Annotated in this window: 20 protein-coding genes; 11 read left to right on the plus strand and 9 right to left on the minus strand. The window is 66.7% G+C overall.

Annotation, left to right across the window (positions count from 1 at the left end; translation table 11 throughout):
• Positions 1-2: 2 nt before the first annotated feature.
• The 3 genes from NDI89_RS16610 (at position 3) to NDI89_RS16620 (ending at position 1930) form a co-directional block, all read left to right on the plus strand.
• Positions 3-461, plus strand: a complete 459-nt coding sequence (locus NDI89_RS16610) for a peroxiredoxin (protein WP_277523066.1) — start codon at positions 3-5, stop codon at positions 459-461.
• Between the two features lie 63 nt (positions 462-524).
• A complete protein-coding gene (locus NDI89_RS16615; RefSeq protein ID WP_277523068.1) occupies positions 525-944 on the plus strand; it encodes an Hsp20/alpha crystallin family protein in 420 nt (139 codons plus the stop codon).
• Between the two features lie 185 nt (positions 945-1129).
• Positions 1130-1930, plus strand: a complete 801-nt coding sequence (locus NDI89_RS16620) for a hypothetical protein (protein ID WP_277523071.1) — start codon at positions 1130-1132, stop codon at positions 1928-1930.
• A gap of 27 nt (positions 1931-1957) precedes the next feature.
• Here the strand turns inward: NDI89_RS16620 and NDI89_RS16625 are convergent, their stop codons facing one another.
• The gene (locus NDI89_RS16625) at positions 1958-2728 is read right to left on the minus strand and encodes an SDR family NAD(P)-dependent oxidoreductase (protein ID WP_277523073.1); all 771 of its coding nucleotides are present in this window, start codon (positions 2726-2728) and stop codon (positions 1958-1960) included.
• 192 nt (positions 2729-2920) lie between these two features.
• Here NDI89_RS16625 and leuS point away from each other — a divergent pair, with 192 nt between their 5' ends.
• From leuS to NDI89_RS16645, 4 genes are all read left to right on the plus strand, one after another.
• Positions 2921-5611 carry a leucine--tRNA ligase gene (gene leuS / locus NDI89_RS16630; RefSeq protein WP_277523075.1) on the plus strand — a complete coding sequence of 897 codons (2691 nt, stop codon included), beginning with the start codon at positions 2921-2923 and terminating at the stop codon, positions 5609-5611.
• 289 nt (positions 5612-5900) lie between these two features.
• Positions 5901-8153: a methyl-accepting chemotaxis protein gene (locus NDI89_RS16635; protein ID WP_277523076.1), complete on the plus strand. Its 2253-nt coding sequence runs from the start codon at positions 5901-5903 to the stop codon at positions 8151-8153.
• Positions 8150-8911, plus strand: a complete 762-nt coding sequence (locus NDI89_RS16640) for a bacteriorhodopsin (RefSeq protein ID WP_277523077.1) — start codon at positions 8150-8152, stop codon at positions 8909-8911. Before NDI89_RS16635 ends, NDI89_RS16640 begins: the two co-directional genes overlap by 4 nt.
• Before the next feature lie 141 nt (positions 8912-9052).
• Positions 9053-9814: a YqjF family protein gene (locus tag NDI89_RS16645; protein ID WP_277523078.1), complete on the plus strand. Its 762-nt coding sequence runs from the start codon at positions 9053-9055 to the stop codon at positions 9812-9814.
• Between the two features lie 22 nt (positions 9815-9836).
• On the opposite strand, the gene NDI89_RS16650 is transcribed toward NDI89_RS16645, so the two are convergent.
• From NDI89_RS16650 to rio1, 6 genes are all read right to left on the minus strand, one after another.
• Positions 9837-10832 (minus strand): ornithine cyclodeaminase family protein, encoded by a 996-nt coding sequence (locus NDI89_RS16650; protein WP_277523079.1) that lies wholly within the window; start codon positions 10830-10832, stop codon positions 9837-9839.
• A gap of 68 nt (positions 10833-10900) precedes the next feature.
• The gene (locus NDI89_RS16655) at positions 10901-11674 is read right to left on the minus strand and encodes a class I SAM-dependent methyltransferase (protein WP_277523080.1); all 774 of its coding nucleotides are present in this window, start codon (positions 11672-11674) and stop codon (positions 10901-10903) included.
• 344 nt (positions 11675-12018) lie between these two features.
• A complete protein-coding gene (gene thsA, locus NDI89_RS16660; protein WP_277523374.1) occupies positions 12019-13683 on the minus strand; it encodes a thermosome subunit alpha in 1665 nt (554 codons plus the stop codon).
• 267 nt (positions 13684-13950) lie between these two features.
• The gene (locus NDI89_RS16665) at positions 13951-14499 is read right to left on the minus strand and encodes a KH domain-containing protein (RefSeq protein WP_277523081.1); all 549 of its coding nucleotides are present in this window, start codon (positions 14497-14499) and stop codon (positions 13951-13953) included.
• Between the two features lie 103 nt (positions 14500-14602).
• Positions 14603-15103 (minus strand): metallophosphoesterase, encoded by a 501-nt coding sequence (locus tag NDI89_RS16670; RefSeq protein ID WP_277523082.1) that lies wholly within the window; start codon positions 15101-15103, stop codon positions 14603-14605.
• A 59-nt stretch (positions 15104-15162) separates the two neighbouring features.
• The gene (gene rio1, locus NDI89_RS16675) at positions 15163-16038 is read right to left on the minus strand and encodes a serine/threonine-protein kinase Rio1 (protein ID WP_277523083.1); all 876 of its coding nucleotides are present in this window, start codon (positions 16036-16038) and stop codon (positions 15163-15165) included.
• 129 nt (positions 16039-16167) lie between these two features.
• On the opposite strand from rio1, the gene NDI89_RS16680 reads away from it, so the two are divergent.
• The 4 genes from NDI89_RS16680 (at position 16168) to ligA (ending at position 20593) form a co-directional block, all read left to right on the plus strand.
• Positions 16168-16557: a 2Fe-2S iron-sulfur cluster-binding protein gene (locus tag NDI89_RS16680; RefSeq protein WP_277523084.1), complete on the plus strand. Its 390-nt coding sequence runs from the start codon at positions 16168-16170 to the stop codon at positions 16555-16557.
• A gap of 67 nt (positions 16558-16624) precedes the next feature.
• A complete protein-coding gene (locus tag NDI89_RS16685; RefSeq protein WP_277523085.1) occupies positions 16625-18022 on the plus strand; it encodes a selenium-binding protein SBP56-related protein in 1398 nt (465 codons plus the stop codon).
• Positions 18019-18417 carry a 2Fe-2S iron-sulfur cluster-binding protein gene (locus NDI89_RS16690; protein WP_277523086.1) on the plus strand — a complete coding sequence of 133 codons (399 nt, stop codon included), beginning with the start codon at positions 18019-18021 and terminating at the stop codon, positions 18415-18417. The genes NDI89_RS16685 and NDI89_RS16690 overlap by 4 nt, the downstream gene beginning before the upstream one ends.
• Positions 18418-18511: 94 nt before the next feature.
• Positions 18512-20593: an NAD-dependent DNA ligase LigA gene (ligA, locus tag NDI89_RS16695; RefSeq protein ID WP_277523087.1), complete on the plus strand. Its 2082-nt coding sequence runs from the start codon at positions 18512-18514 to the stop codon at positions 20591-20593.
• A 405-nt stretch (positions 20594-20998) separates the two neighbouring features.
• Here the strand turns inward: ligA and NDI89_RS16700 are convergent, their stop codons facing one another.
• Positions 20999-21187: a multidrug transporter gene (locus NDI89_RS16700; RefSeq protein WP_277523088.1), complete on the minus strand. Its 189-nt coding sequence runs from the start codon at positions 21185-21187 to the stop codon at positions 20999-21001.
• A 62-nt stretch (positions 21188-21249) separates the two neighbouring features.
• Positions 21250-22236 (minus strand): ArsA family ATPase, encoded by a 987-nt coding sequence (locus NDI89_RS16705; RefSeq protein ID WP_277523089.1) that lies wholly within the window; start codon positions 22234-22236, stop codon positions 21250-21252.
• Positions 22237-22292 lie beyond the last annotated feature (56 nt).

Here is a 22292-nt window from a genome sequence, read left to right on the forward strand (position 1 = left end):
GTATGCCACTCGCACCAGGCGACGACGCGCCGGCCGTGACCGCGCCGAACCAGGACGGCGACGACGTGAGCCTCACGTTCGAGGAGCCGACGGTCGTCTATTTTTATCCGAAAGACGACACCCCCGGGTGTACGATCGAGGCCAATCAGTTCCAGCGCGAGCTCGAGACCTATCGAGACGCCGGCGTCGACGTCTACGGCGTCTCGATCGACGACGTCGACTCCCACCGATCGTTCTGCGAGTCGGAGGGCCTCGAGTTCGACCTGCTCGCGGATCCGGACGCGGAGATCGCGGACGCGTTCGCGGTCGAACTGCGTGACAGCGGCGTGACGACGCGGACGACCTTCCTGCTCGCAGACGGCGAGGTTCAGGCCGTCTACGAGGGCGTCGACCCCGACGGGCACGCGCGAGACGTCCTCATGGACGCACTCGAGGACGGACTCGTCACGCTCCCCGAATAGCCGGCGTCTTCTGTCGTCGTTCCGCGGGCAGAATTTATCCCCGTCGGGGACCTACGAGGGAGTATGCGACGCAATCCGATCGACAATATCGAGGAGATGCTCGACCGCGTGAGCCGACAGGTAGAGGAGGGAATGACCGCCGGCGGGCTGCAGGTCCCCGGCTCGGTCCCGGTCGACGTGGCCGACACCGACGAGGAGTACGTCGTCACCGCCGACCTGCCCGGCTACGAGACCGACGACATCGAACTGACCCTTTCGGACGGCACGCTGCGCCTCGAGGCCAACCGGACCGACGAGGGCGGCTACGCCGAGGGCCGGTATCTCCGGCGCGAACGGACCAAGACATCGGCGAGCCGGCGAATCCGGCTCCCGGAGCCGGTCGATGAGGAGTCCGTCGCAGCCGGCTTCGAGAACGGCGTGTTGACTGTGCGACTGCCGAAGGAGTCCGAGGGCGAGGATTCGAAGCGGATCGACATCGAATGAGAGCCGGTCCGGCAACTCGAGTCCGGACGCAGTTCCCGACCACGTCATCTCACCCGGGAGACGCGAGTCCTCGAACGGGCACAGCGGAGCGATAGCGACGGCATCCACGCGATACCGCCGTCGGTTCTACCCTGTTATCGGAACAGTTCGTGTGATTGTTATGTTCCGGTACCGACTCCTCGCTCATGGTCCAGGTGATCGCACTCGTCGTCGGCGGCGTCTTCCTCCTGATCGGCGGAGTGGTTCTGTCTCGAGCGAGCGAACTCGGCGATCGACGCGAGACGATCGGCGAACTGGCGGCGGCGGGCGACGAGCGGGTCGAACCGGGCGGCGAGGCGACGATCAGCGGTCCGATACGCGTCCTCGAGCCGTCGTCGCCGACGCGGACCGGCCCCGATCCGAACGGAGGTGATTCGGCCGCCCTCTGGGCCTGGCGGGTGCGCCGGAAGGAGAATACGGGGAACGGCAGCCGATGGCGGACCAGCGAGTCCGAACTCGCGGTCGGCGAGTTCGCCGTCGATCACAGCTGGGACCGCGTCCGCGTGGACGCGACGACGCTGGCGACCGACGCGGACGACGACCCCTTCGACTCGCCGGAGCTGTTTCTCGGCGACCCGGACACCGAGTCCTATCTCGGCGACCTCGGCCCGGTCAATCGCTTCTTCGAGCGGACGGGATTGGCGGGCGAGGGCGGTATCGTCAGCGACCTGGAGTTCAACGTGAGCGTCGGCGGGAAGACCTCTATGCCCGATAAGTATCAGGCCACCGTCGTCCGGGACGGCGACGAACTGGTCGTTCGGGGCGAACTGATCGAGACGGGCGACGGATACGTCCTGCGAGGGACCGAAGAGACGCCGCTCGTCGTCGCGGCCGGCTCGCTCGAGGACCAACGAAAACAGGTCCGCTCGGAGGTCCGGCTCCGACGGGCGGCCGGCGGGTTCCTCGTCGGCCTCGGCCTGTTGGTCGCGGTCCTGGGCGTCCTCTGAGTTCGTATTTAGGTCCAGTCGGCGGCGCTAGTACCACGCCCCGCCCGACGAGACGTTGATGTCCTGTCCGGTGACGTGACGCGAGTCGCCGCTCGCGAGGTGGACGGCCAGCTCGGCCACCTCTTCGGGCGGGACCAGTTCGTCGATCAGGAGCGTCTCGAGGACCTCCGCTTCGACCGCCTCGACGGGGACGCCGGCCTCCTCGGCCTGTCGCTCGAAGACCCCCCGGATTCGATCGCCCTCGACCGGGCCGGGGCAGATCGCGTTGACCGTTACCCCATCGTCGCCGAACTCGGCCGCCAGCGCGCGAGTGAGCCCGATCACGCCCATCTTCGAGGCCGCGTAGGGCGTGCGGTTGGCGTAGGGCCGCTTGCCGCCGATCGACGAGATGTTGATGACGCTCCCGTCGTCCCCGTCGCGAAGGTGCGGGGCCGCCTCCCTCGTGGCTCGAGCGATCCCGACGACGTTGACGTCCAGGGTCTCGAGCCACTCGCCGTCCTCGGTCTCCTCGATCGGCGCGGTGGGGCCGGCGATGCCGGCGTTGTTGACGAGACAGTCCAGACCGCCGAAGGTCGCGACCGTCTCGTCGATCGCGTCGGCGACCGATTCCGAATCGGTCACGTCGGTCTCGACCGCCAGCGTTCGGTCGGGCGCGTCGATCAGGTCCGCGGTCTCGTCAATCCCGTCGCTCCGGGCCGCGAGCGCGACGTTCGCGCCCGCATCCGCGAACGCGATCGCGATTTCGCGGCCGAGTCCCTGGCTCGCTCCCGTGACGAAGACGGTGTCGTCTGCTACCATGGCTCCAGATGGGACGAGCCGAGGATAAAACTCCTCGCTTCGCGGCACCGCCGGATCGGATTCGCCGGATCTCGACTGTCGCTCGAGGCTGTCGGACGATCGATTCGCGTATCGCGGAGGCGCTCGCCGGTCGGGCGGGCTAGTGTATGGAAAGGTATAGGGCGGCGTCCCGTCCTATACGTATATAAGCAAATGAGCGACGCGGGATACGACCACGCGACGGTCGAACGGCGCTGGCAAGAGGCGTGGGACGACGCGGACGTCTACCGGACGCCCGACGACGTCGACGATCCGACGTACGTCCTCGGCATGTACCCGTATCCGTCCGGGAAGCTCCACATGGGGCACGTTCGCAACTACACGATCACGGACGCGTACGCTCGCTACCGGCGGATGCGCGGTGACGACGTCCTCCACCCGATGGGGTGGGACGCCTTCGGCCTCCCCGCGGAGAACGCGGCCAAAGAGCGCGACACGAACCCGCGCGACTGGACGTTCGACTGCATCGAGACGATGACCGACCAGATGGAGGCGATGGGCTTTGGCTACGACTGGGATCGGGAGATCGCGACCTGCACGCCCGAGTACTACCAGTGGAACCAGTGGCTCTTCTCTCGGTTCCACGAGGAAGGCCTGGTCGAGCGCCGCGACGCCGAAGTCAACTGGTGTCCCCACTGCGAGACCGTCCTCGCCGACGAACAGGTCGAGGGCGAGGCCGAACTCTGCTGGCGCTGCGATACGCCGGTCGAACAGCGCGAACTCGAGCAGTGGTTCCTCGAGATCACCGAGTACGCCGACGAGTTGCTCGAGTCGATCGACGACCTCGAGGGGTGGCCCAACTCGGTGCGCCAGATGCAGCGCAACTGGATCGGCCGCCAGTACGGGACCGAACTGGATTTCGATATCGAGGGGTACGGGTCAGTTGAGGCCTTTACGACCCGTGTCGACACGATTCACGGCGCGACGTTCTTCGCGCTCGCGCCGGACCACCCGATCAGCGAGGCGTTGGCCGAGGAGGACGACGAGATTCACGAGTTCGTCCACCACGAGGCGGATCCGGAAGGCGACGAGCCGAACGGCGTCGAGACGGACCTGACCGCGACCAATCCCGCCACGGGCGAGGAGATCCCGGTCTACGTCGCCGACTTCGTCCTCTCCGACGTCGGGACGGGCGCGCTGATGGCCGTGCCGGCCCACGACGAGCGCGACCACGCCTTCGCGGAGAAGATGGAGATCGAGGTCCGGCCGGTCATCGCTCCCGAGCCAGAGGATGACGCGGAGCCGACCGCGCCCGACGTCGAGGAGGAGGCCTACACCGAGGACGGCGTTCTGATCAACTCCGGCGAGTACGACGGCCTCGACAGCGAGACGGCCCGCGACCGACTCACCGAGGATATCGAGAGCGCCGAGTGGACCGAACAGTACCAGCTCCGAGACTGGGGGATCTCCCGCCAGCGCTACTGGGGCACGCCGATTCCGGTCGTCCACTGTCCGGACTGCGGTCCCGTGATGGTCCCCGATGAAGATCTGCCGGTCGAGCTCCCGGAGTTCATCAACACCACCGGGAACCCGCTCGACGCCGCCGAGGAGTGGAAGCAGACGAGCTGCCCGGAGTGTGGGGCCGACGCGACTCGCGAGACGGACACGATGGACACCTTCGTCGACTCCTCGTGGTACTTCCTGCGGTACGTCTCCCCCGACCTCGAGGACGCGCCCTTCGACCTCGAGCGGGCCAACGACTGGATGCCCGTCGATCAGTACGTCGGGGGCATCGAACACGCCGTGATGCACCTGCTCTATTCGCGGTTCTTCACGAAGGTGCTGGCCGACCACGAGGGGCTCGAGCACCGCGAGCCCTTCACGAACCTGCTCGCGCAGGGGATGGTGCAACTCGAGGGCGAGAAGATGTCCAAGTCGAAGGGGAACGTCGTCTCGCCCCAGCGGATCGTCGAGGAGTACGGGGCCGACACCGCGCGCCTGTTCATGATGCAGGCCGCCCAGCCCGAGCGCGACTTCGACTGGAGCGAGGAAGGGGTGCAGTCGACCTACGCCTTCCTCGAGCGGTTGCAGGGGATGGTCGAGGAGTACGCGGCGCAACGCGCCGCGGAAGATGCGAGCGGGCGGAGCCCGCGAGCCGACGAACCCGACGGCGACGACGACGCGATCGCGAGCTACGTCGACGCGGAGATCGACGCGACGATCGCGATCGCCAGCGAGGAGTACGACGACCTGACGTTCAACAAGGCGCTGCGGGAGACGCAGGATCTGACTCGGACGCTGCGACAGTACGCCACGCACACCGACCCCCACGCCGAAACGTACGAGCGGGGCCTCTCGGCCGTCGTCCGACTGCTCGCTCCCGTCGCACCGCACATCGCGGAGGAGTTGCACGACGAGCTGGGCGGCGAGGGCTTCGCCGCGAACGCCGAGTGGCCGACCGCCGACGTCGATCGCGACCACGTCGCCAAGCGCCGTCGGCTCGTCGAGAACACCCGCGAGGACATCCGCGACATCGTCGACGTGGCCGGGATCGAGGATCCGACCGGGATCGAGGTCGTCGTCGCGCCCGAGTGGAAGTACGACGCCCTCGAGATCGCGATCGAGAGCGACGCCGACAACCTGATCGGTGAACTCATGCAGGAGTCGCACATCCGCGAGCGGGGCGACGCCGCCGCCGATTACGGGCAGGACCTGCAGGCGGAGCGGGAGGCGCTCTCGATGACGCTCGGTCCGGCCGACGAGCACGCGGCGCTGGAGTCGGCCGCCTGGCTGATCGAACGCGAGTTCGACGCGCCGGTTCGCGTCGTCCGTGCCGACGAGGCCGACGACGACGTGCTCGGAAACGCCGAACCCGGACGGCCGGCGATCGAAATCGACGACTGATCGGCACGCGAGAACCGACGCCGCGGTCCACCCACCGGTCGCTTCGAGCCGGGATGGAAGATCCGGCGGCCGTCCCGTTAGTATCGAGACGGTATCCGATTTGCGTTATTTAATACGTCAGATAGCACAGGACTTCCGCTCCTGTCCCCGATGGGTAGTAGCCCTACGAGAGAGTAACTGACCCCGCGCCGAGACAGTCATTTCAACCGATACATTCAATGGGGAAGGGTGAGCAGTGACAGAGAAGACGTCGGGTAGCGTCGCGCTGCTCGAGCGATCGTGTGACAATATGGCACTCGAGGATATACTTCCAGATCGGTTCAGAGAAACGTACAGTGTAAAGATCGGTCTGATTTTCGTACTGGTCGTCGCCGTGACGGTCATCGTCGCCGCGCTCTTTTTCGGATACGCATCGGGGGCAGTCGGTCCGGCAGTGGAAGACCACTTCAGCGACCGGACGGACGACCGGAGCGACGTCGCGGCGAGTTGGCTCGAGACCAACGTCGAAACGGCGAACGGTCTCGCCGCGGACGCGACCGTCCGGTCGGGGACGGACGACGAGATCAGCCAGCGACTCGCGACGGCACAGTCCACCCGCGGCGATCGAGTTACCGAGATCCACTATCTCGACGGGGACGGCGAGGTACTGGCGAGCAGTGCGGACGGCGCGGTCGGTCAGAACTTCTTCGACGAGGCGGGCGTCGACGGCGCTACCGACGGACCCAGCGCCAGCCACGAGGCAGTGGCGAACGACGGTTCGGTGCTGTCGTTCGTTACGGCAGTGGAGGGCGACGACGAGCGATACGTCGCCGTCTCTGCGCCCACCGACGCGTTCGCGGCCACGCTCGAGACGGACGGACGAACCGTCGTCACGAACGGTGAGGGCGAGACCGTCGCGACGGTCGGCGAGGTCAGCGACGACGTCGCGGTCGGCGATGACGCCGTTCTCGCCGCGGTGTCACCGACCGAAGGCGACGTCGTCACCGGCACCCCCGACGGCACCGACACCGAGTTCGCGGCCACGTCGGCGACGATCGACGTCGGCGGCGACACCCTGACGGTCACCACCTACGATACCGCAGCGACCGTCTACGGCCCACAGCGGGCCGCGACCTCGTCGCTGGTCGCGTTCGTGTTCGTCGTCGTCCTCCACATCGGACTCGTCGGCGTCGTCCTCGGCGGGAACACCTCGCTGTACCTCCGTCGTCTCGGCAGCAAAGCCGAGCGGATGGGCGAGGGCGACCTCGACGTCGATCTCGAGACAAATCGGGTCGACGAGGTCGGCATCCTCTACAACTCCTTCGCGTCGATGCGGGATTCCCTCCGGGAGACGCTGGCCGATCTCGAGGACCAGCGCGAACGCGCTCGCGAGGCCCAGCAGCGGACCGAAGAGCGCAATCGGGAACTCGAGGCCGAAGCCGAACGGTACAGCGAGGTGATGGCGGCGTGTGCCGACGGCGACCTCGAACAGCGCCTCGAGCCCGAGACGGACCACGAGGCGATGATGTCGATCGCCGAGGCGTTCAACGAGATGATCGACGATCTGGAAGACGCGGTCACACAGGTCAAGACGATCGCGGCGGACGTCGCCCGGACGAGTACCGAAGTGCAGACCAGTTCCAGCGAGATTCGACGCGCGAGCGAGGAAGTCAGCACGTCGGTCCAGGAGATTTCGGACGGGTCCTCCAAGCAGGCCGAGGACCTGTCGGTCGCGACGACGGAAGTCAAGGAGATGTCCGCGACCGTCGAGGAGGTCGCCGCCGCGACGAGTACCATCGCGGAACAGACCAGTCAGGTCGACGAGCTGGCGGCGGAGGGCCAGCGGGCGGCCGAGGAGACGACTGCCGAGATGCACGACGCCACCGACCAGACGGAAGCCGTCGCGGAGACGATCCGATCGCTGGACGAGGAGGCCGAACAGATCCAGGAGATCGTCGAGCTGATCGACGAGATCGCCGGCCAGACCAACATGCTCGCGTTGAACGCGGCCATCGAGTCCGCCCGGTCCGAAAGCGCCTCGAGCGAGAGCGGCGGCTTCCAGGCCGTCGCAGACGAGGTCAAGGAGCTCGCGGAACAGACCCAGGAGGCAGTCGAAGACGTCGAAATCATGATCGAATCGATACAAGAGCGCGCGAACGAGAGTGCAACCCAGATCGAGGACGCCGAATCGACGATCGGGTCGGCGACCGGGCGGGTCGATTCCCTCTCGGACAGACTCGATCGGATCGCGGCGGAGATCGAACAGGTGACCGCGGGCGTCGAGGAGATCGATCAGGCGACCGACGAACAGGCCAGCTCCGCCGAGGAGCTGGCGACGATCGTCCAGGACGTCGCGAGCGTCGCCAACGAGACGACGTCGCAGGCCCAGCAGGCCGCGGCGGCCGCCGAGGAGACGACCGCGACGATTACGGACGTCTCCGCCGAGGCGACGCGACTCGACGAGCGGGCGGCGGAGCTCGCGGACGCGGTCAACGAGTTCACCGTCTCGAGGGCGGACGACCCGACTGCCACCGCCGCGGGTAACGGAGGTGGATCCCGATGATACCCGAACTGCGGATGTATCGGATCACGTTTTACGTGATGGCGGCGGCGACGGTTGGCTTCCTAGCATGGGTCGCCCGGTTTCCCAAGGGGAAGCGCCGGTACTACCTTCCGCTGCCGATCCTCTGTGGGATCCTGTCACTGGCCTACTTCGGCATGTCAGTGGGGTTCTCCGAGTTGACGACACCCACGGGGCAGCCGGTCCAAACGAGTCGGTACGTCGACTACTTCATTTCGGGGCCGATGATGGTCACCATCGCGGGCATCGTCGCCGGTGCATCGCGCCGACAACTGGTCGGACTCAACGTCGTCATGATCAGTTGGACCGGGTCCATATTCGCCGGCTACTTCCTCACGGAGCCGGCAGTGTACGCGGCTAATATCGCCAATTTCGTGTTGCTCGGCGTGCTCGCATACCTGTTGATCTGGCCGATCACGAGCCGGTCGGGAGAGCAGAGCGGCGAGCGCGTCCTGCTCTACGGCAAGCTGCGAAACCTGCTGTTGATACTCTTCGGTGCCTACCTCGTCCTCGGCCTCCTATCGCGGCAAGGCTTCGGACTGCTCGACGCCTTCACCGGCATCTTCACCGGGAGTTATCTCGACGCCCTCACCCGGGTCGGGTTCTGTACGCTGGTGCTCCGGGCGACCGACGCCACCGACCAGATCATCGAAAGCATCGAATCGGGCGGTGCAGACGACGGATCGGACGGCGTTACCCTCGAGAGGTCCGACGACTCCGCGGTCGATCCGGCCGATTGACGGCGGCTGCCGTCTCTCTTCGGGAGTTTCTCGAGTTGATTGCAGTGACGAATCGACGACCACCACCGAACCTAACAGATTACTCATATATTTATACACTGGCTCGTCCAACGAGTCGCTACGGACTCGTTGCCTCCGAGGATGAACACACACCGTACGGATCCGGTCCGCTGGCCGTTCGCGAACGGACCGTCGCTGCCCACACCGCACGTCGCCTCGATGACCTGGCGCGACGGACTGTTCGCTCACTGGCCGGTCGACCCCGACGACGTTCGCCCGCACGTTCCCGGGCAGGTAAGCCTCGAGACTCGAGACGGCCGCGCCTGGCTGAGCGTGGTCCCGTTCGTGCTGACGGACGTCGGAGTGCGCGGGACGCCATCGATCGCGCGACTGGCCTTTCCCGAACTCAACGTCCGGACGTACGTCCGGTACCGCGGCGATCCGGGCCTGTTTTTCTTCAGTATCGACGTCGACAACTCGTTCGTCGCCGCGGCCGTCGATCGGACGACTCGGCTCCCCGTCTACCGTGCGAACATGCGCGTCGGAGCCACCGAAGCGAACCACGTGGCCTTCAAGAGTACGCGAGAGCAGCGAACGGGTGACGGTCCCGCGAGGTTCGCCGCGACCTACCGGCCGAACGGGGAGGTGTTCACTGCCGATCCGGACACGCTCGCTCACTGGCTGTCGGCTCGGCACCGGTTCTACGTCCCGGACGGCGATGACATCCTGACCGGCGAGGTTTCGCACGATCCCTGGCCGCTTCAGCCGGCCGCGGCGACGATTCACGAAAACACGATGTTCGAAGCCAACGGCCTACCGACGACGGCCGGCGAACCGATCCTGTATTACGTCGACGAACTGTCGATGACCGGCTCGGTTCCGCGCCGCCTACGCGGTGGATGAGAGGCGGCTGCCGATCGGACGGCTACCGGCCATCGACGCCGACCATGTCGAACCCGAGCCCGTCGCCCGTCTCGGACGCCCGCTCGTAGACGACCCGCGCGGCCGCGACGTCCTGGATCGCGAGCCCGGTCGAGTCGAAGACCGTGATCCCCGTCCCGTCGGTTCGGCTCGCTTTCGAACCCACCACGAGTTCGCCGATCTCACCGTGAATGTCCGCGTCGGTCAGCACGCCCTCGCCGTAGGGGACGTTGATCTCCCCCGAGTGGGTACACTGCTCGTGGTCGTCGATGACGATCGTCGCCGCGGCGAGCAACTCGTCGCGCAGTTCGTGTTTCCCCTCGGCGTCGGCCCCGATCGCGTTGACGTGCGTGTGCTCGCCGACGTCCTCGAGTCCCACGATCGGATCTTCGACGGGAGTCACCGTCGACAGGACGTCACAGTGACCCGCCTCCGAAATCGATCCGGCGCGGACGTCGAACCGATCCGCGTAGGCGTCGACGAACCGCTGGACGCGCTCCTCGTCGGGGTCCGAGACGACGACCTCCTCGATCGAACGGACGTCGCTGATCGCCTCGAGTTGCGTGTACGACTGGACGCCGGCGCCGACGATACCGAGGCTCGAGGCGTCGTCGACGGCGAGGTAGTCCGTCGCGACGGCCGCGGCGGCCCCCGTCCGCTTCATCGTGAGCGTCGTCCCGTCCATGATCGCCAGCGGGAACGCGGTCTCGGGGTCGGAGTAGATCATCGTCCCCAGCACCGTCGGCAGGCCGTGGTCCGCGGGGTTGTCCGGGTGGACGTTGACCCACTTCAGGCCGGCCGCGTCCCACTCGCCCGTGTCGAGATACGCGGGCATCGACCGGAAGTCGCCGTTATACTGCGGGAGGTCGATGTACGATTTGGCGGGCATCTGGGTGGTTCCGCGCTCGAAGGCCGCGAACGCCTGCTCGACGGCATCGATGACGTCGGCCAGAGTGGCGTGCTCGTCGACGTCGTCGCTATCCAATAGAAGCGTGTTCATAGGCGCGAATATTGCGGGAACCTACTTAATTCGTCACCATTCGATGCCGAGGGTGAGACCGCCAGCCATCAGGCGGTCGCCCGATACAGGACGACGCCCGTCCGATATGACGTCAATCGAGTCTCCTCCCCGCCGAGTTCGTATTGAAAATCGAACGCGTCCTCGAGTTCCGCCGGTGCGTCCGCCAGCAACGACCTGATCCGCTGGCGATCGTCGTCCGGCACGTCCATTCGATCGAGCCAGGCGTCGACCTCGAGTCGCCGGCTCGTCTCGCGGACGTCCTCGGCGGTCAGTCCCGTCTCCGCGAGCCAGTCCAGCCACTGCCGCCGAGAGTAGCTCTCGACGTGACTCGAGTCCCGAAGTCGTTCGAGCCGATTCACGTACTCCGCCAGCCCGGGATCGTCCGGCACGCAGAGATCTTCGAACGCGAGGACGCCGCCCGGCGCGAGCACGCGCTCGACCTCCGCGAGGAACGCCTCGGGGGCGGGAAAGTGGTGGGCCGCGAACCGACAGGTGACCGCGTCGAAGCGGTCCGTCGCGAAGGGGAGTCCCTCGGCGTCGACCACGGCCCCCTCGAGCCCGCCGTACTCCGTCGTCGCCGTCGCGACCATCTCGGGGGAGAGGTCAGCCGCGACGGCCCTCGAGACGCCCGTCTCCGCGAGCGCACCGGCGACGTGTCCCGCACCGGTCGCCACGTCGAGCACACAGCTCGCGTCCCGGCACCAGTCGACGAGCTGCTCGAGGTCCCCGCCTCGTTTGAGCACGTCCCCCTCGAGATAGCCGTCCGCGGCACCACCGAAGGCGGTCGCGACGTCTCGCTTTCTATCGGTGTCGTTCGTCACGACCTCCGATTGTGATTAAACAGACATGAACGTTGCGTAGGGACGGGTCACGAGGGAGCGAAGACGGACTACGAGATGCGAAAATAGCGACGAAACAGCAGATACGATGGGCCGACTCGAGTGGGTGGCTCGAGCGGTGTCGTGCACTACCTCCCACCGCGAGGGCCGAAGGCCCGAGCGGGCCGACGACCGATGTGGAGAGCGCGGCGCGTAGCGCCGCGAATAGGCGAACGGCAACGCCGTGAGCCGAGAGCGCGAAGCGCTCGGAACGGAGGGAGGAGTGCTTTTATACTAAATTTTGCCGAGGGCGCGGCTTCGCCGCGCCCGCAGAGCAAAATTTAGTCTCACATCATGCCGCCCATGCCGCCGCCCATACCGCCCATGCCGCCGCCCATGCCACCGGGGCCACCGGCGGGCATGTCTTCGTCGTCATCGTCGTGGGAGACGGCGAGGTCGCCCGCGGCGATGACGTCGTCGATGCGAAGCAGCATGACGGCCGCCTCGGTGGCGGACTCGATGGCCTGGGTCTTCACGCGGAGCGGCTCGTAGACGCCCTCCTCGGCCATGTCGATGGTGTCACCGGTGTAGGCGTCCAGTCCGGCGGCCGTGTTGCCGCCGTCGTGGGCGCTGCGGAGTTCGACCAGCGAGTCGATGGGATCGAGTCCCGCGTTCTCGGCCAGCGTGCGCGGGATGACCTCGAGCGCGTCCGCGAAGGCCTCGACGGCCAGCTGTTCGCGGCCCCCGACGGAGTCGGCGTAGTCGCGCAGGGCGAGCGAGAGTTCGACCTCGGGCGCGCCGCCGCCGGCGAGCACCTTGCCGTCCTCGATGGTCGTGCGGACGACGCCAAGCGAGTCCTCGACGGCGCGGTCGATCTCGTCGATGACGTGCTCGGTGCCACCGCGGAGGATCAGGGTGACGGCGCGCGCGTCGTCGACGTCCTCGACGAAGATGCGCTGGTCGCCGGCGATCTCCTTCTGGGCGACGCTGCCCGCGGCACCGAGGTCGTCCTCGGTCAGGTCGTCGACGCTCGAGACGGGCGTCGCGCCGGTCGCGCGGGCGAGCTGGGCCTGATCGCTGGACTTGACGCGACGGACGGCGATGATGTCCTCCTGTGCGAGGTAGTGCTGGGCCATGTCGTCGATGCCGCCGTCGACGAAGACGACGTCAGCGCCGACGTCGGCGACTTGCTCGGCCATCTCGCGCAGCTGGGCCTCTTCCTGCTCGAGGAACTGTTCGAGCTGGTCGGGGTCGGTGACGTTGACTTCGGCGTCGATTTCGGTCTCCTTGATCTCGAGGTCGCCGTTGACGATCGCGACGTCGGCGTCCTCGGCGAAGTACGGCATGTTCTCGGAGACGCGCTCCTTGTCGACGATGACGCCTTCGACGAGCTCGGAGTTCTCGACGGAGCCGCCGACGACCTTCTCGACTTTGACGTTGTCCGTGTCGACGCCGTCGTCGTCGGCGACCGCGCGAACGGCCTCGACGATGAGCTCGGAGAGCAGGTCCTTGGCGTTCTCCGCGCCCTTGCCGGTCATCGCCGTCGCGGCGATCTGCTCGAGGATCTCCGTGTCGTCCTCGTCGACGTCGATGGCGATCTCCTCGAGGGCCGCGGTGGCTTCCTCGGCGGCCTCTCGGTACCCCTGTGCGAGGGTGGTCGCGTGGATGTCCTGGTCGAGGAGGTCCTCGGCCTGGCTGAGGAGCTCACCGGCGACGACGACGGCGCTCGTGGTGCCGTCACCGACTTCCTCTTCCTGCGTCTCGGCGACTTCGACGATCATGTCGGCCGCGGGGTGATCGATCTCCATCTCCGAGAGCAGGGTGACGCCGTCGTTCGTGACGATGACGTTGCCCGACGAGTCGACGAGCATCTTGTCCATCCCCTTCGGGCCGAGCGTCGTCCGAACCGACTCGGCGACGGCCTTCCCGGCCTGTACGTTCATCGACTGCGCGTCCTCCCCGGAGGTGCGCTGGCTGTCCTCCGAGAGTACGATAAGGGGCTGGTTGCCCATCTGCTGTTGAGCCATAGTCAAGAGAACGATTGATTGTTATTCTATATAAGCGTTTCGCTTATTGTCCACTCGACCCCCGTTCCGTACGGGAGTTTTTCACATGGCGTCGACTCCGAACCGGGCGCTGCCGTGACCGCCGTCGGCCGCAGATCTCCTCCAGCAGTGGGCCTCGCGATCGCACGGACGAAGGGAGAATCCGAACGTCGATCGAGAACAGGTCGCCGTTCGCAAACGGTTGTGGGGAGTGATCGATGTCGGGGGTCGCGATCAGCCGGAGAACCGGTGGTACTCCATCCCCTTGTGTTTCATCTCGTTGTGTTTCTCCTCGAGGAAGGAGTAGACCGCGCCGTGTGGCGCGCCGTCGAGGAGCATTTCGGCGGCGCTGCGGACCGCGTCGACCTCCTGTGGTGCGCCGATGATGCCGAGCGTCGAGCCGTAGATGACGACGTCGGCGCCGGTCAGCTCCTCCATCAGTTCGCGGGTCCGGCCGCCCTCGCCGATGAGCCGGCCCTTCTTGCGTTTCATGTCGTTCTTGTTCCGCGCGGCGGCGTCGATGTCGACGACGTCGAACAACATCATGTCGTCCTCGAGCAGCCGCAGGGCGTCCTCGGGCGCGAATCCGCGGCCGATGGCGCGAACGATCTCGGGGCCTTTGAGCCCGAGCACGGGATCGCCGACGGTGTCGACGGCGACGGAGCCGTTCTCCGAGTCGATGTCGAGTCGTACCTCGGCTTCCGCCTCGATCTCGCGCATCGTCTCGCCGCCTTCGCCGATGAGAACGCCGATGCGGTCCTGCGGAATCTTCACGTGCTGCATACAGTCAGGTACTGGCTGGGCGAGGTTAAGCGCTTGGTCCGCGAGTACCGGGTGGGTCGTGGCACCCACGCACGCGGTCGTTCGCCGCCGGTCGACGCCGTCGCTACTCGAGAACCGAGCGAAACTGGACCGACTCCGTGCGCGTATCGACGACGGCGACCGTACGGTCCTCGTCGGCCGCCAGCACGTGCGCGCCGGGGTTGAGCACCGTCGTTCGTCCCTCCTCCGACAGTTCCCGCTCGTGGTGGTGGCCGTAGCAGACGAAATCGTAGGTCTCGCCGGCCGCGATCGCCTCGACCTCCTCGAGATGCTCGCCGTGGAGCACCGCGAACGAGAGGCCGTCGAACTCGAGGCTTGCGAACCGGCCGTGGAGTTCGCTCTCGCCGCCGAGCGAGTCGAACGCGGCCCGGAGATTCGCCACGTCGCCGTCGTTGTTCCCGAGGACGCCGTGGAGTTCGAACTCGTCGAAGTAGTCGACCATCAGCGGGGCGACGAAGTCGCCGCAGTGGACGACGAGCTCGACGCCCTCCTCGGCGAAGATCTCGGTCGCCCGCTCGATCGCCGCGACGTTGTCGTGCGTGTCGGAGATAATGCCGATGTTCATACGCGTTCCCGCGATGGCGATCCACTAAGGCGTTCGGGACGGGGTCCGTACCGCGACAATCAGTTCCGCGAGGGATCCGGCTCCGGACTCGTGACGAACTCGAGGAGGTCGTCCGCCGTCACTTCGAGTCCCTGCCGCGAAAAGAACCCCGCGACGTTCCGGCAGTCCCGCTCGAGGAACTCGCGGCTATTGGGGTGGTGGACCGTCACGGCCTGGCCGAGGTCGATGAGCACGAGTTGGCCCTCGTTCTCGTCGAAGACGACGTTGTACTCGCTCAAGTCGCCGTGAATGAGGCCCGCCGAGTAGAGCCGGCGCATGTACTCGCGCATGACCTCGTAGGCGGTTTGGGGGTTCTCGATCTGGACCTCGCCGAGGCGCTTCGCGCGGCCGTCCTCGTTCCCGATGTACTCCATGACCAGCACGTTACGCTCGGTCGCGATCGGCTCCGGGACTCGCACGCCGGCGGCTTTCGCCCGCCGGAGGTTCGCCAGTTCCTTTTTGGTCCACGCGAGGACGACGTCTTTCTTCTTGCCGCCCAGGCCCTCGAATCGGGGGTCGCCCTCGAGGTAGTCGCGCATCTGGTTGAAGTTCGAGGCGTTGATCCGGTAGATCTTGACCGCGACCTCGCGGTCGTCGCCCAGCGCGTGGTAGACGTTGGCCTCCTTGCCCGTCGAGAGCGGCCCGCCGAAGGCCTCGACGTGGCCGTCCTGGACGAGCTTGTACAGCGCCGCGAAGGTCGCGTCGTCGAACACCGACTGCTCGACCTTGAACTGGTCGGCGTCCTTGATGCGCTCCTCGAACTGCTCGAACTCGCGGTCGCGCTTGCGCGCGATCCGATCCGCTTCGGTGTCCGAGACGTCGATCTCCTCCCACTCGTCGCCCGGCGTCTCCGCTTCCTCGAGGTCGACCAGTCCGAACTCCGTTCCCTGTCCCATCTGTTCGACGCTACGGGTCGCGCGTGGGTAAAGACTGGGACTCGCTCGAGCGGCCACACTTTTTGCGCCGTCCGCGGTAGTACCCCTCGTGAGTAACTCGACCGAGCGCCGCCCCGCGGGGATCGAGCGATGACGAGCTACGACGTGACGCTCGAGCGGACCGACGGCCCGAATCGGACGATCGAGGTCGCCGACGACGAGACGGTGCTCGACGCGGCCCAGCGGGCCGGCATCCGGTTGCCCTACGACTGCCGAAAGGGGACCTGTATCACCTGCGTCGGTCGGTTGCTGGGGCTCGAGGACGACAGTGGCGAGAGCGACGAGTCCGCCGACGCCGAGTCGAATCGATCGCTCGACGCCGCCGACGCGGTCGCCTACCGTCGGGAGCCACGGGCGCTGACCGACGACGAACGAGCGGACGGCTACGTTCTGCTGTGTATCGCGCACCCGCGAACCGACTGCCGCATCGAGGTCGGTCCGCGGGTCCGCGCCGAAGTCGGCGACAGTCCCTGGTCGTAGCTCCCGTCCGGCCCTCCGTCACGGTCCCCGGATAGACTTATTTACGTGTTCGTGGTCGGGAACTCCCATGAGTGATGCGAGCACGGGCGGCGACGTCGAACCGGACCACGACCACGAACACCACCACGAGGGACCCGGCTACGCGACGCCACAGGCCGCCATCGAGGAGGGCGAACGAGAGAAACTGGCCTACGTGATGAGCCTCTACGTCGGGACGGACGTCGACGCACCCGACTTCGTCGCGGTCGTCGACCTCGATCCCGACTCGGACACCTACTGCGAGATCGTCGACCGGATCGAGATGCCCGAACGCGGCGACGAACTCCACCACTTCGGGTGGAACGCCTGCTCGTCGTCGTGTCACGTGGAGGGCTTGGAGCGGCGACACCTGATCGTCCCCGGCCAGCGCTCGTCGCGGCTCCACGTGATCGACGCGAAAGACCGGCGGAACCCCGAACTCGAGACGGTGATCGAACCCGAGGAGGTCTTCGAGTACGACCTCTCGGCACCGCACACCGTCCACTGCATCCCGGACGGCGAGATCCTGATCAGCATGCTGGGCGACGCCGACGGCGAGCTGCCGGGCGGGTTCCTCGAGCTGAACGACGACTTCGAGATCGAAGGCCGGTGGGAGCCGCCGGGCGAGATCGAGATGAACTACGACTACTGGTACCAGCCCCGCCAGAACGTGATGGTGTCAAGCGAGTGGGCCGCCCCCAAAACGTACTATCCGGGGTTCGACCTCGACGACGTCGAGGCGGGCAACTACGGCCGGAAGCTCCACTTCTGGGACTGGGAGAACGGAACCGTGGAGCAGACGATCGACCTCGGCGAGGAAGGGCAGATCCCGCTCGAGGTGCGATTCCTCCACACCCCCGAATCGACCCACGGGTTCGTCGGGACCGCGCTCTCGTCGAACATCTTCCACTTCTGGCGCGACGACACGGGCGAGTACCGCGCCGAGAAGGCCATCGACTTCGAGAGCCGCGACCACGAGGACTGGGACATGCCCGTCCCGGGTCTGACGACCGACATCCTGATCTCGATGGACGATCGGTACCTGTTCGGCTCGAACTGGCTCCACGGCGAGGTCTGGATGTACGACGTCTCGGACCCGTCGAACCCGCGGCGGGCCGACTCGCTGTCGGTCGGCGGGACCTTCGGCGACGTCCAGGAAGTCCAGGGCCGTGAACTGAACGCCGGCCCGCAGATGATTCAACTCTCGCTCGACGGCGAGCGCCTCTACTGGACGACGTCGCTGTTCTCCTCGTGGGACGAGCAGTTCTACCCCGAGGAGGGCGAACGGGGATCGGTGATGCTGAAAGCCGACGTCGACCCCCGGAACGGCACCCTCGAGCTCGACGAGGATTTCCTCGTCGACTGGGGGGAGTGTCCCGAGGGACCGGCCCGCGCCCACGAGATCCGGTGGCCCGACGGCGACTGCACGAGCGACGTCTGGCAGTGAGCGGCGGATCGAACGGCCGTTCGCGGGCCTACGACGCCACCCTCGAGTGGCCCGACGGCCGGACGCGGACGCTCGCAGTTCGCGACGACGAGACGGTCCTCGAGGCCGCCGAGCGGGCCGGCATCGCGCTGCCCTACGGCTGTCTGACCGGTGCCTGCGGGACCTGTACGGGTCGGCTGCTCGCGGCCGACGAAGGAGGGACGGACGGTGATGAGGAACCGGAAGCGCTCGAGGTCGACGACGCGTTCTCGTACCGCCGTCGACCGCTGGCCCTGAAGGATCGCCACCGGGCGGACGGCTACGTGTTGCTGTGCATCGCCTCGCCGCGGGTCGACTGCCGGATCGCGGTCGGCTCGAGCGTGCAGTCGGAACTGGTCGAGAACCCGTGGAAATAGCGCGTCTCGAGCCGATTCGAACCGAGAACGGCGCGAGGCGATCGAACCACAGTCAGTAACGTTTACTGGTGCGAACGGCTACCCTCGAGCAAGAATGCCAGTCGCCGACGAAGACGCGGACGAGGACAACCCGTATCTCCGGAATCCGCCGACTGATTTCGAGCCTGTCGAAGCCCTCACGGAGGCCGAGGCCGAGCGACAGGTCGACCAGCTGCGCGCGGCCGTCCGCGAGCACGACCGCCGGTACTACGTCGAGAGCGAGCCCGTCATCGCCGACCGGACCTACGACGCGCTCTTCGCCCGGCTGCGCGACCTCGAGGAGGAATTCGATCTCTCCCATCCGGATAGCCCCACGCGGAGCGTCGGCGGCGAGCCGATCGAAGAGTTCGAGACGGTCGAACACGTCGCGCCGATGCTCTCGATCGATCAGAGCGGCGATGTCGAGGACGTCCGCGAATTCGCCGGCCGCGTGCAGCGAGAAGTCGGCGACGTCCGGTACGTCTGCGAACCCAAGTTCGACGGCGTCTCCATGGAGTTCGTCTACGACGAGGGCAGCTTAGAGCGCGCGGTCACCCGCGGGGACGGCCGCGAGGGCGACGACGTGACGCGCAACGCGCGCACGATCGGGTCCGTCCCGCAGCACCTCCACGGCGATCACCCGGACTTCCTCGCGGTGCGGGGCGAGGTCTACATGCCCAAAGACGCCTTTCAGGAACACAACCGCGAGCGCATCGAGCGCGGCGAGGATCCCTTCGCCAATCCGCGGAACGCGACAGCCGGGACCATCCGTCAGCTCGACCCCTCGATCGTGGCCGACCGCCCGCTCGCCGTCTTCTACTTCGACGTCCTCGAGGCCAGCGAACTCGAAGACACCCACCGGGAGGAGCTCGAGCGCTTCCCCGAGTTCGGGCTTCGGGTGAACGATCGCGTTGAGGTCGTCGACGATATCGACGACGCGATCGACTACCGCGACCGCCTGCTCGAGGCCCGCGACGATCTGGACTACGAGATCGACGGCGTCGTGATCAAGGTCGACGACCGCGACGCGCGCGAGGAACTCGGGCAGACGGCGCGCCACGACCGCTGGGCGTTCGCCTACAAGTTCCCCGCCCGCGCGGAGGTGACCCCGATCGCCGACGTCGCGGTGCAGGTCGGCCGGACGGGGCGATTGACGCCCGTCGCCCTGCTCGAGCCGGTCGACGTCGGCGGCGTCACCGTCTCGCGGGCGAGCCTGCACAATCCCGAGGAGATCGCGGCGAAGAACGTCAATATCGGCGACACGGTCCGCGTCCAGCGCGCGGGCGACGTGATCCCCTACGTCGAGGAGGTCGTCGAGAAGGGCAGCGAAGGCCACTACGAGATGCCCGACACGTGCCCCGTCTGCGACAGTCCCGTCGAGCGCGACGGCCCGATGGCCTTCTGCACCGGCGGGCTGGGCTGTGACGCCCAGCTCCGGCGGTCGATCGAGTACTACGCGGGCGACGACGGCCTCGATCTCGAGGGGCTGGGCGAGAAGAGCGTCCGCCAGCTCGTCGACGCCGGTCTGCTCGACTCCGTCGCCGACCTCTACGAACTCGCGTACGAGGACCTCACCGAGCTCGATGGGTGGGGGGAGACCAGCGCCGAGAACCTGCTCGCGGAGATCGAGGCGAGTCGCGAGCCGCCCCTGCCCGATTTCGTCTCCGCACTGGGGATCCCCCGGGTCGGTCCGACGACCGCCCGGGAACTCGCCCGCGAGTTCGGCACCTTCGAGGCGCTCCGCGAGGCCGCCGAAGACGACCCCGACCGACTCGAGGGCGTCGACGACGTCGGCGACACCGTGGCCGAGACGATTCACGAGTTCTTCACGAGCGAGGCCAACGCCGAGGTAGTCGACGACGTGCTCGAACACGTCTCACCGCAGGCCGTCGAGATCGACACCGGCGACGAACTCGCGGGGCTCACCTTCGTCTTCACCGGCTCGCTCGAAGGAATGACTAGAGGCGAGGCACAGGACCTCGTCGAGACCCGCGGCGCGAACGCGACGGGTAGCGTCTCGGGCAACACGGACTACCTCGTCGCCGGCGAGAATCCCGGCCGGACGAAACGCGACGATGCGGAAGCCGACGACGTGCCGATCCTCGACGAGGACGAGTTCCGGGCGCTGCTCGAGGAGCGAGGGATCGACCTCGAGTAATCGGTGCCGTTCCAGTCGCCGGAATCGAACGCCGAATCGGACCGGGCGAAGTCAGTTATTTAATTCGAACGAGTCGCTCGTTCCAACATTCCCGACAGGTCGTATTGCTGGTCTCGTACGTACACCCGCAGTTCGAACACTGGTAGATTCGCTGCTCAGGTTTCGGCCGATACAACCGTCTCAGGTACTTCTCGAGGAGTTTCACGTGGATCAGTAGCGTGCCAGCTACAGCGTCCAGCAGTCAGTAATCGGGTATAAGCTTCGTGGCTAGTATACGTGATACGACAATAGTTCCGGGACTGTTATCCGGAGCGCTGCTCGAGTGCTATCGAGAGAGCAATGCAAAGCGGTAGCCGAGCTGACGGTCGATCCGAGGAGACGCTCGGGCCGGCTCAACGGCCAGGCTCATTCCCGGCGACTGAGGAACACGAAAACTGCGACGACTGCAGCGACGACGCCGATAATCGTCGGAACGAGCTGACCAGACCCCCACTCCCAGCCGAGGAACTGCGTTCCGACGATCGCCACGAGTGCAACGGTCACTCCGATCGCCGTGACGAGCGGGGACGAGTTTCGACCGAGTGAGAGCGCCATAGAGTAATAGTGCGTTTTCCCACATTTTCAATCTAGTGGTGCCAGCCGCTCGAGCGAGTCCATCACCGGGGGAGCCGCTCGGCGATCGCCGCGAGCGACTCGCGACCCTGTCCCTCGCCCTCGAGGTCGGGCAGCGTCACGACCTCGAGGGTCGGAAACGTCGACCGGACCTCAGCGAGTCGCTCCTCGTGACGGTCCTGCCGAGATTTACAGCGCGGGCAGCCCTCGTGAGGGTCCTCGAGGACCCGGTTCACCACCAGCCGTTCGACCGGGACGCCGGCCTCGCGGAGTCGCTCGACGAGCCGCTCGGTCTCCGCGATCGCCATCGATTCCGGAACGAGTACCACGCGAAACTCGGTCCGCTCCGGGTCGACGAGTACCTCGCGAGCGCGCTCGAGGCGGGCCTGGAACACCGCGAGACTCTCTTCCTCGTCGTCGCCGTTCCCGGTCATCATCGACATCGGCCCGAACACCGCCGTCTTGGCCGCGTTCCCGATGCGCCTCGCCTGCCCGCGGAGCGATTGGGCGGTCTCGAGGGCCATCCCCATCACGTCCGGCATATCGAAGAGCCGCAGGGTGTGGCCCGTCGGCGCGGTGTCGAAGACCACGGTGTCCCACTCGCCCGAGTCGACGTACTCGACCAGCAGATCCAGCGCCGCGATCTCGTCGCTGCCCGCCGGCGCACCCGTCGCGAAGAGCCGTTCGACCTCCTCGTTCGAGAGGCTGACCCCGGCGCTACGGAGGTCCGACGCCAGCGCCTGCGCTAATTTCTCGTAGCGCTCCCGCTGGGTTTCCGGATCGATCTCGACGGCCCACAGATTCCCGTCCTGAGCTGGGCCGTCCGCGAGCGCATCGGCGGACTCCGACGGCTCGATTTCGGTCGGTTCCGGGCCGATATCCGCCTCGAGCGAGTCGGCGAGCGAGTGGGCCGGATCCGTCGAGACGACGAGCGTCTCCCGACCCGAAGCGGCCAGCGAGAGTCCCGTCGCGGCCGCACAGGTCGTCTTGCCGACGCCGCCTTTGCCGCCGTAGAAGATGCAGTCGGTCACGGCCGCGGCTACCACGGCATGCGGTGTAAACGAATCGCCCGGGCGAGAACGAGTCG

Origin of the sequence: Natrinema salsiterrestre (assembly GCF_029502005.1) — an archaeon.
In the GTDB taxonomy this organism is placed as follows: domain Archaea; phylum Halobacteriota; class Halobacteria; order Halobacteriales; family Natrialbaceae; genus Natrinema; species Natrinema salsiterrestre.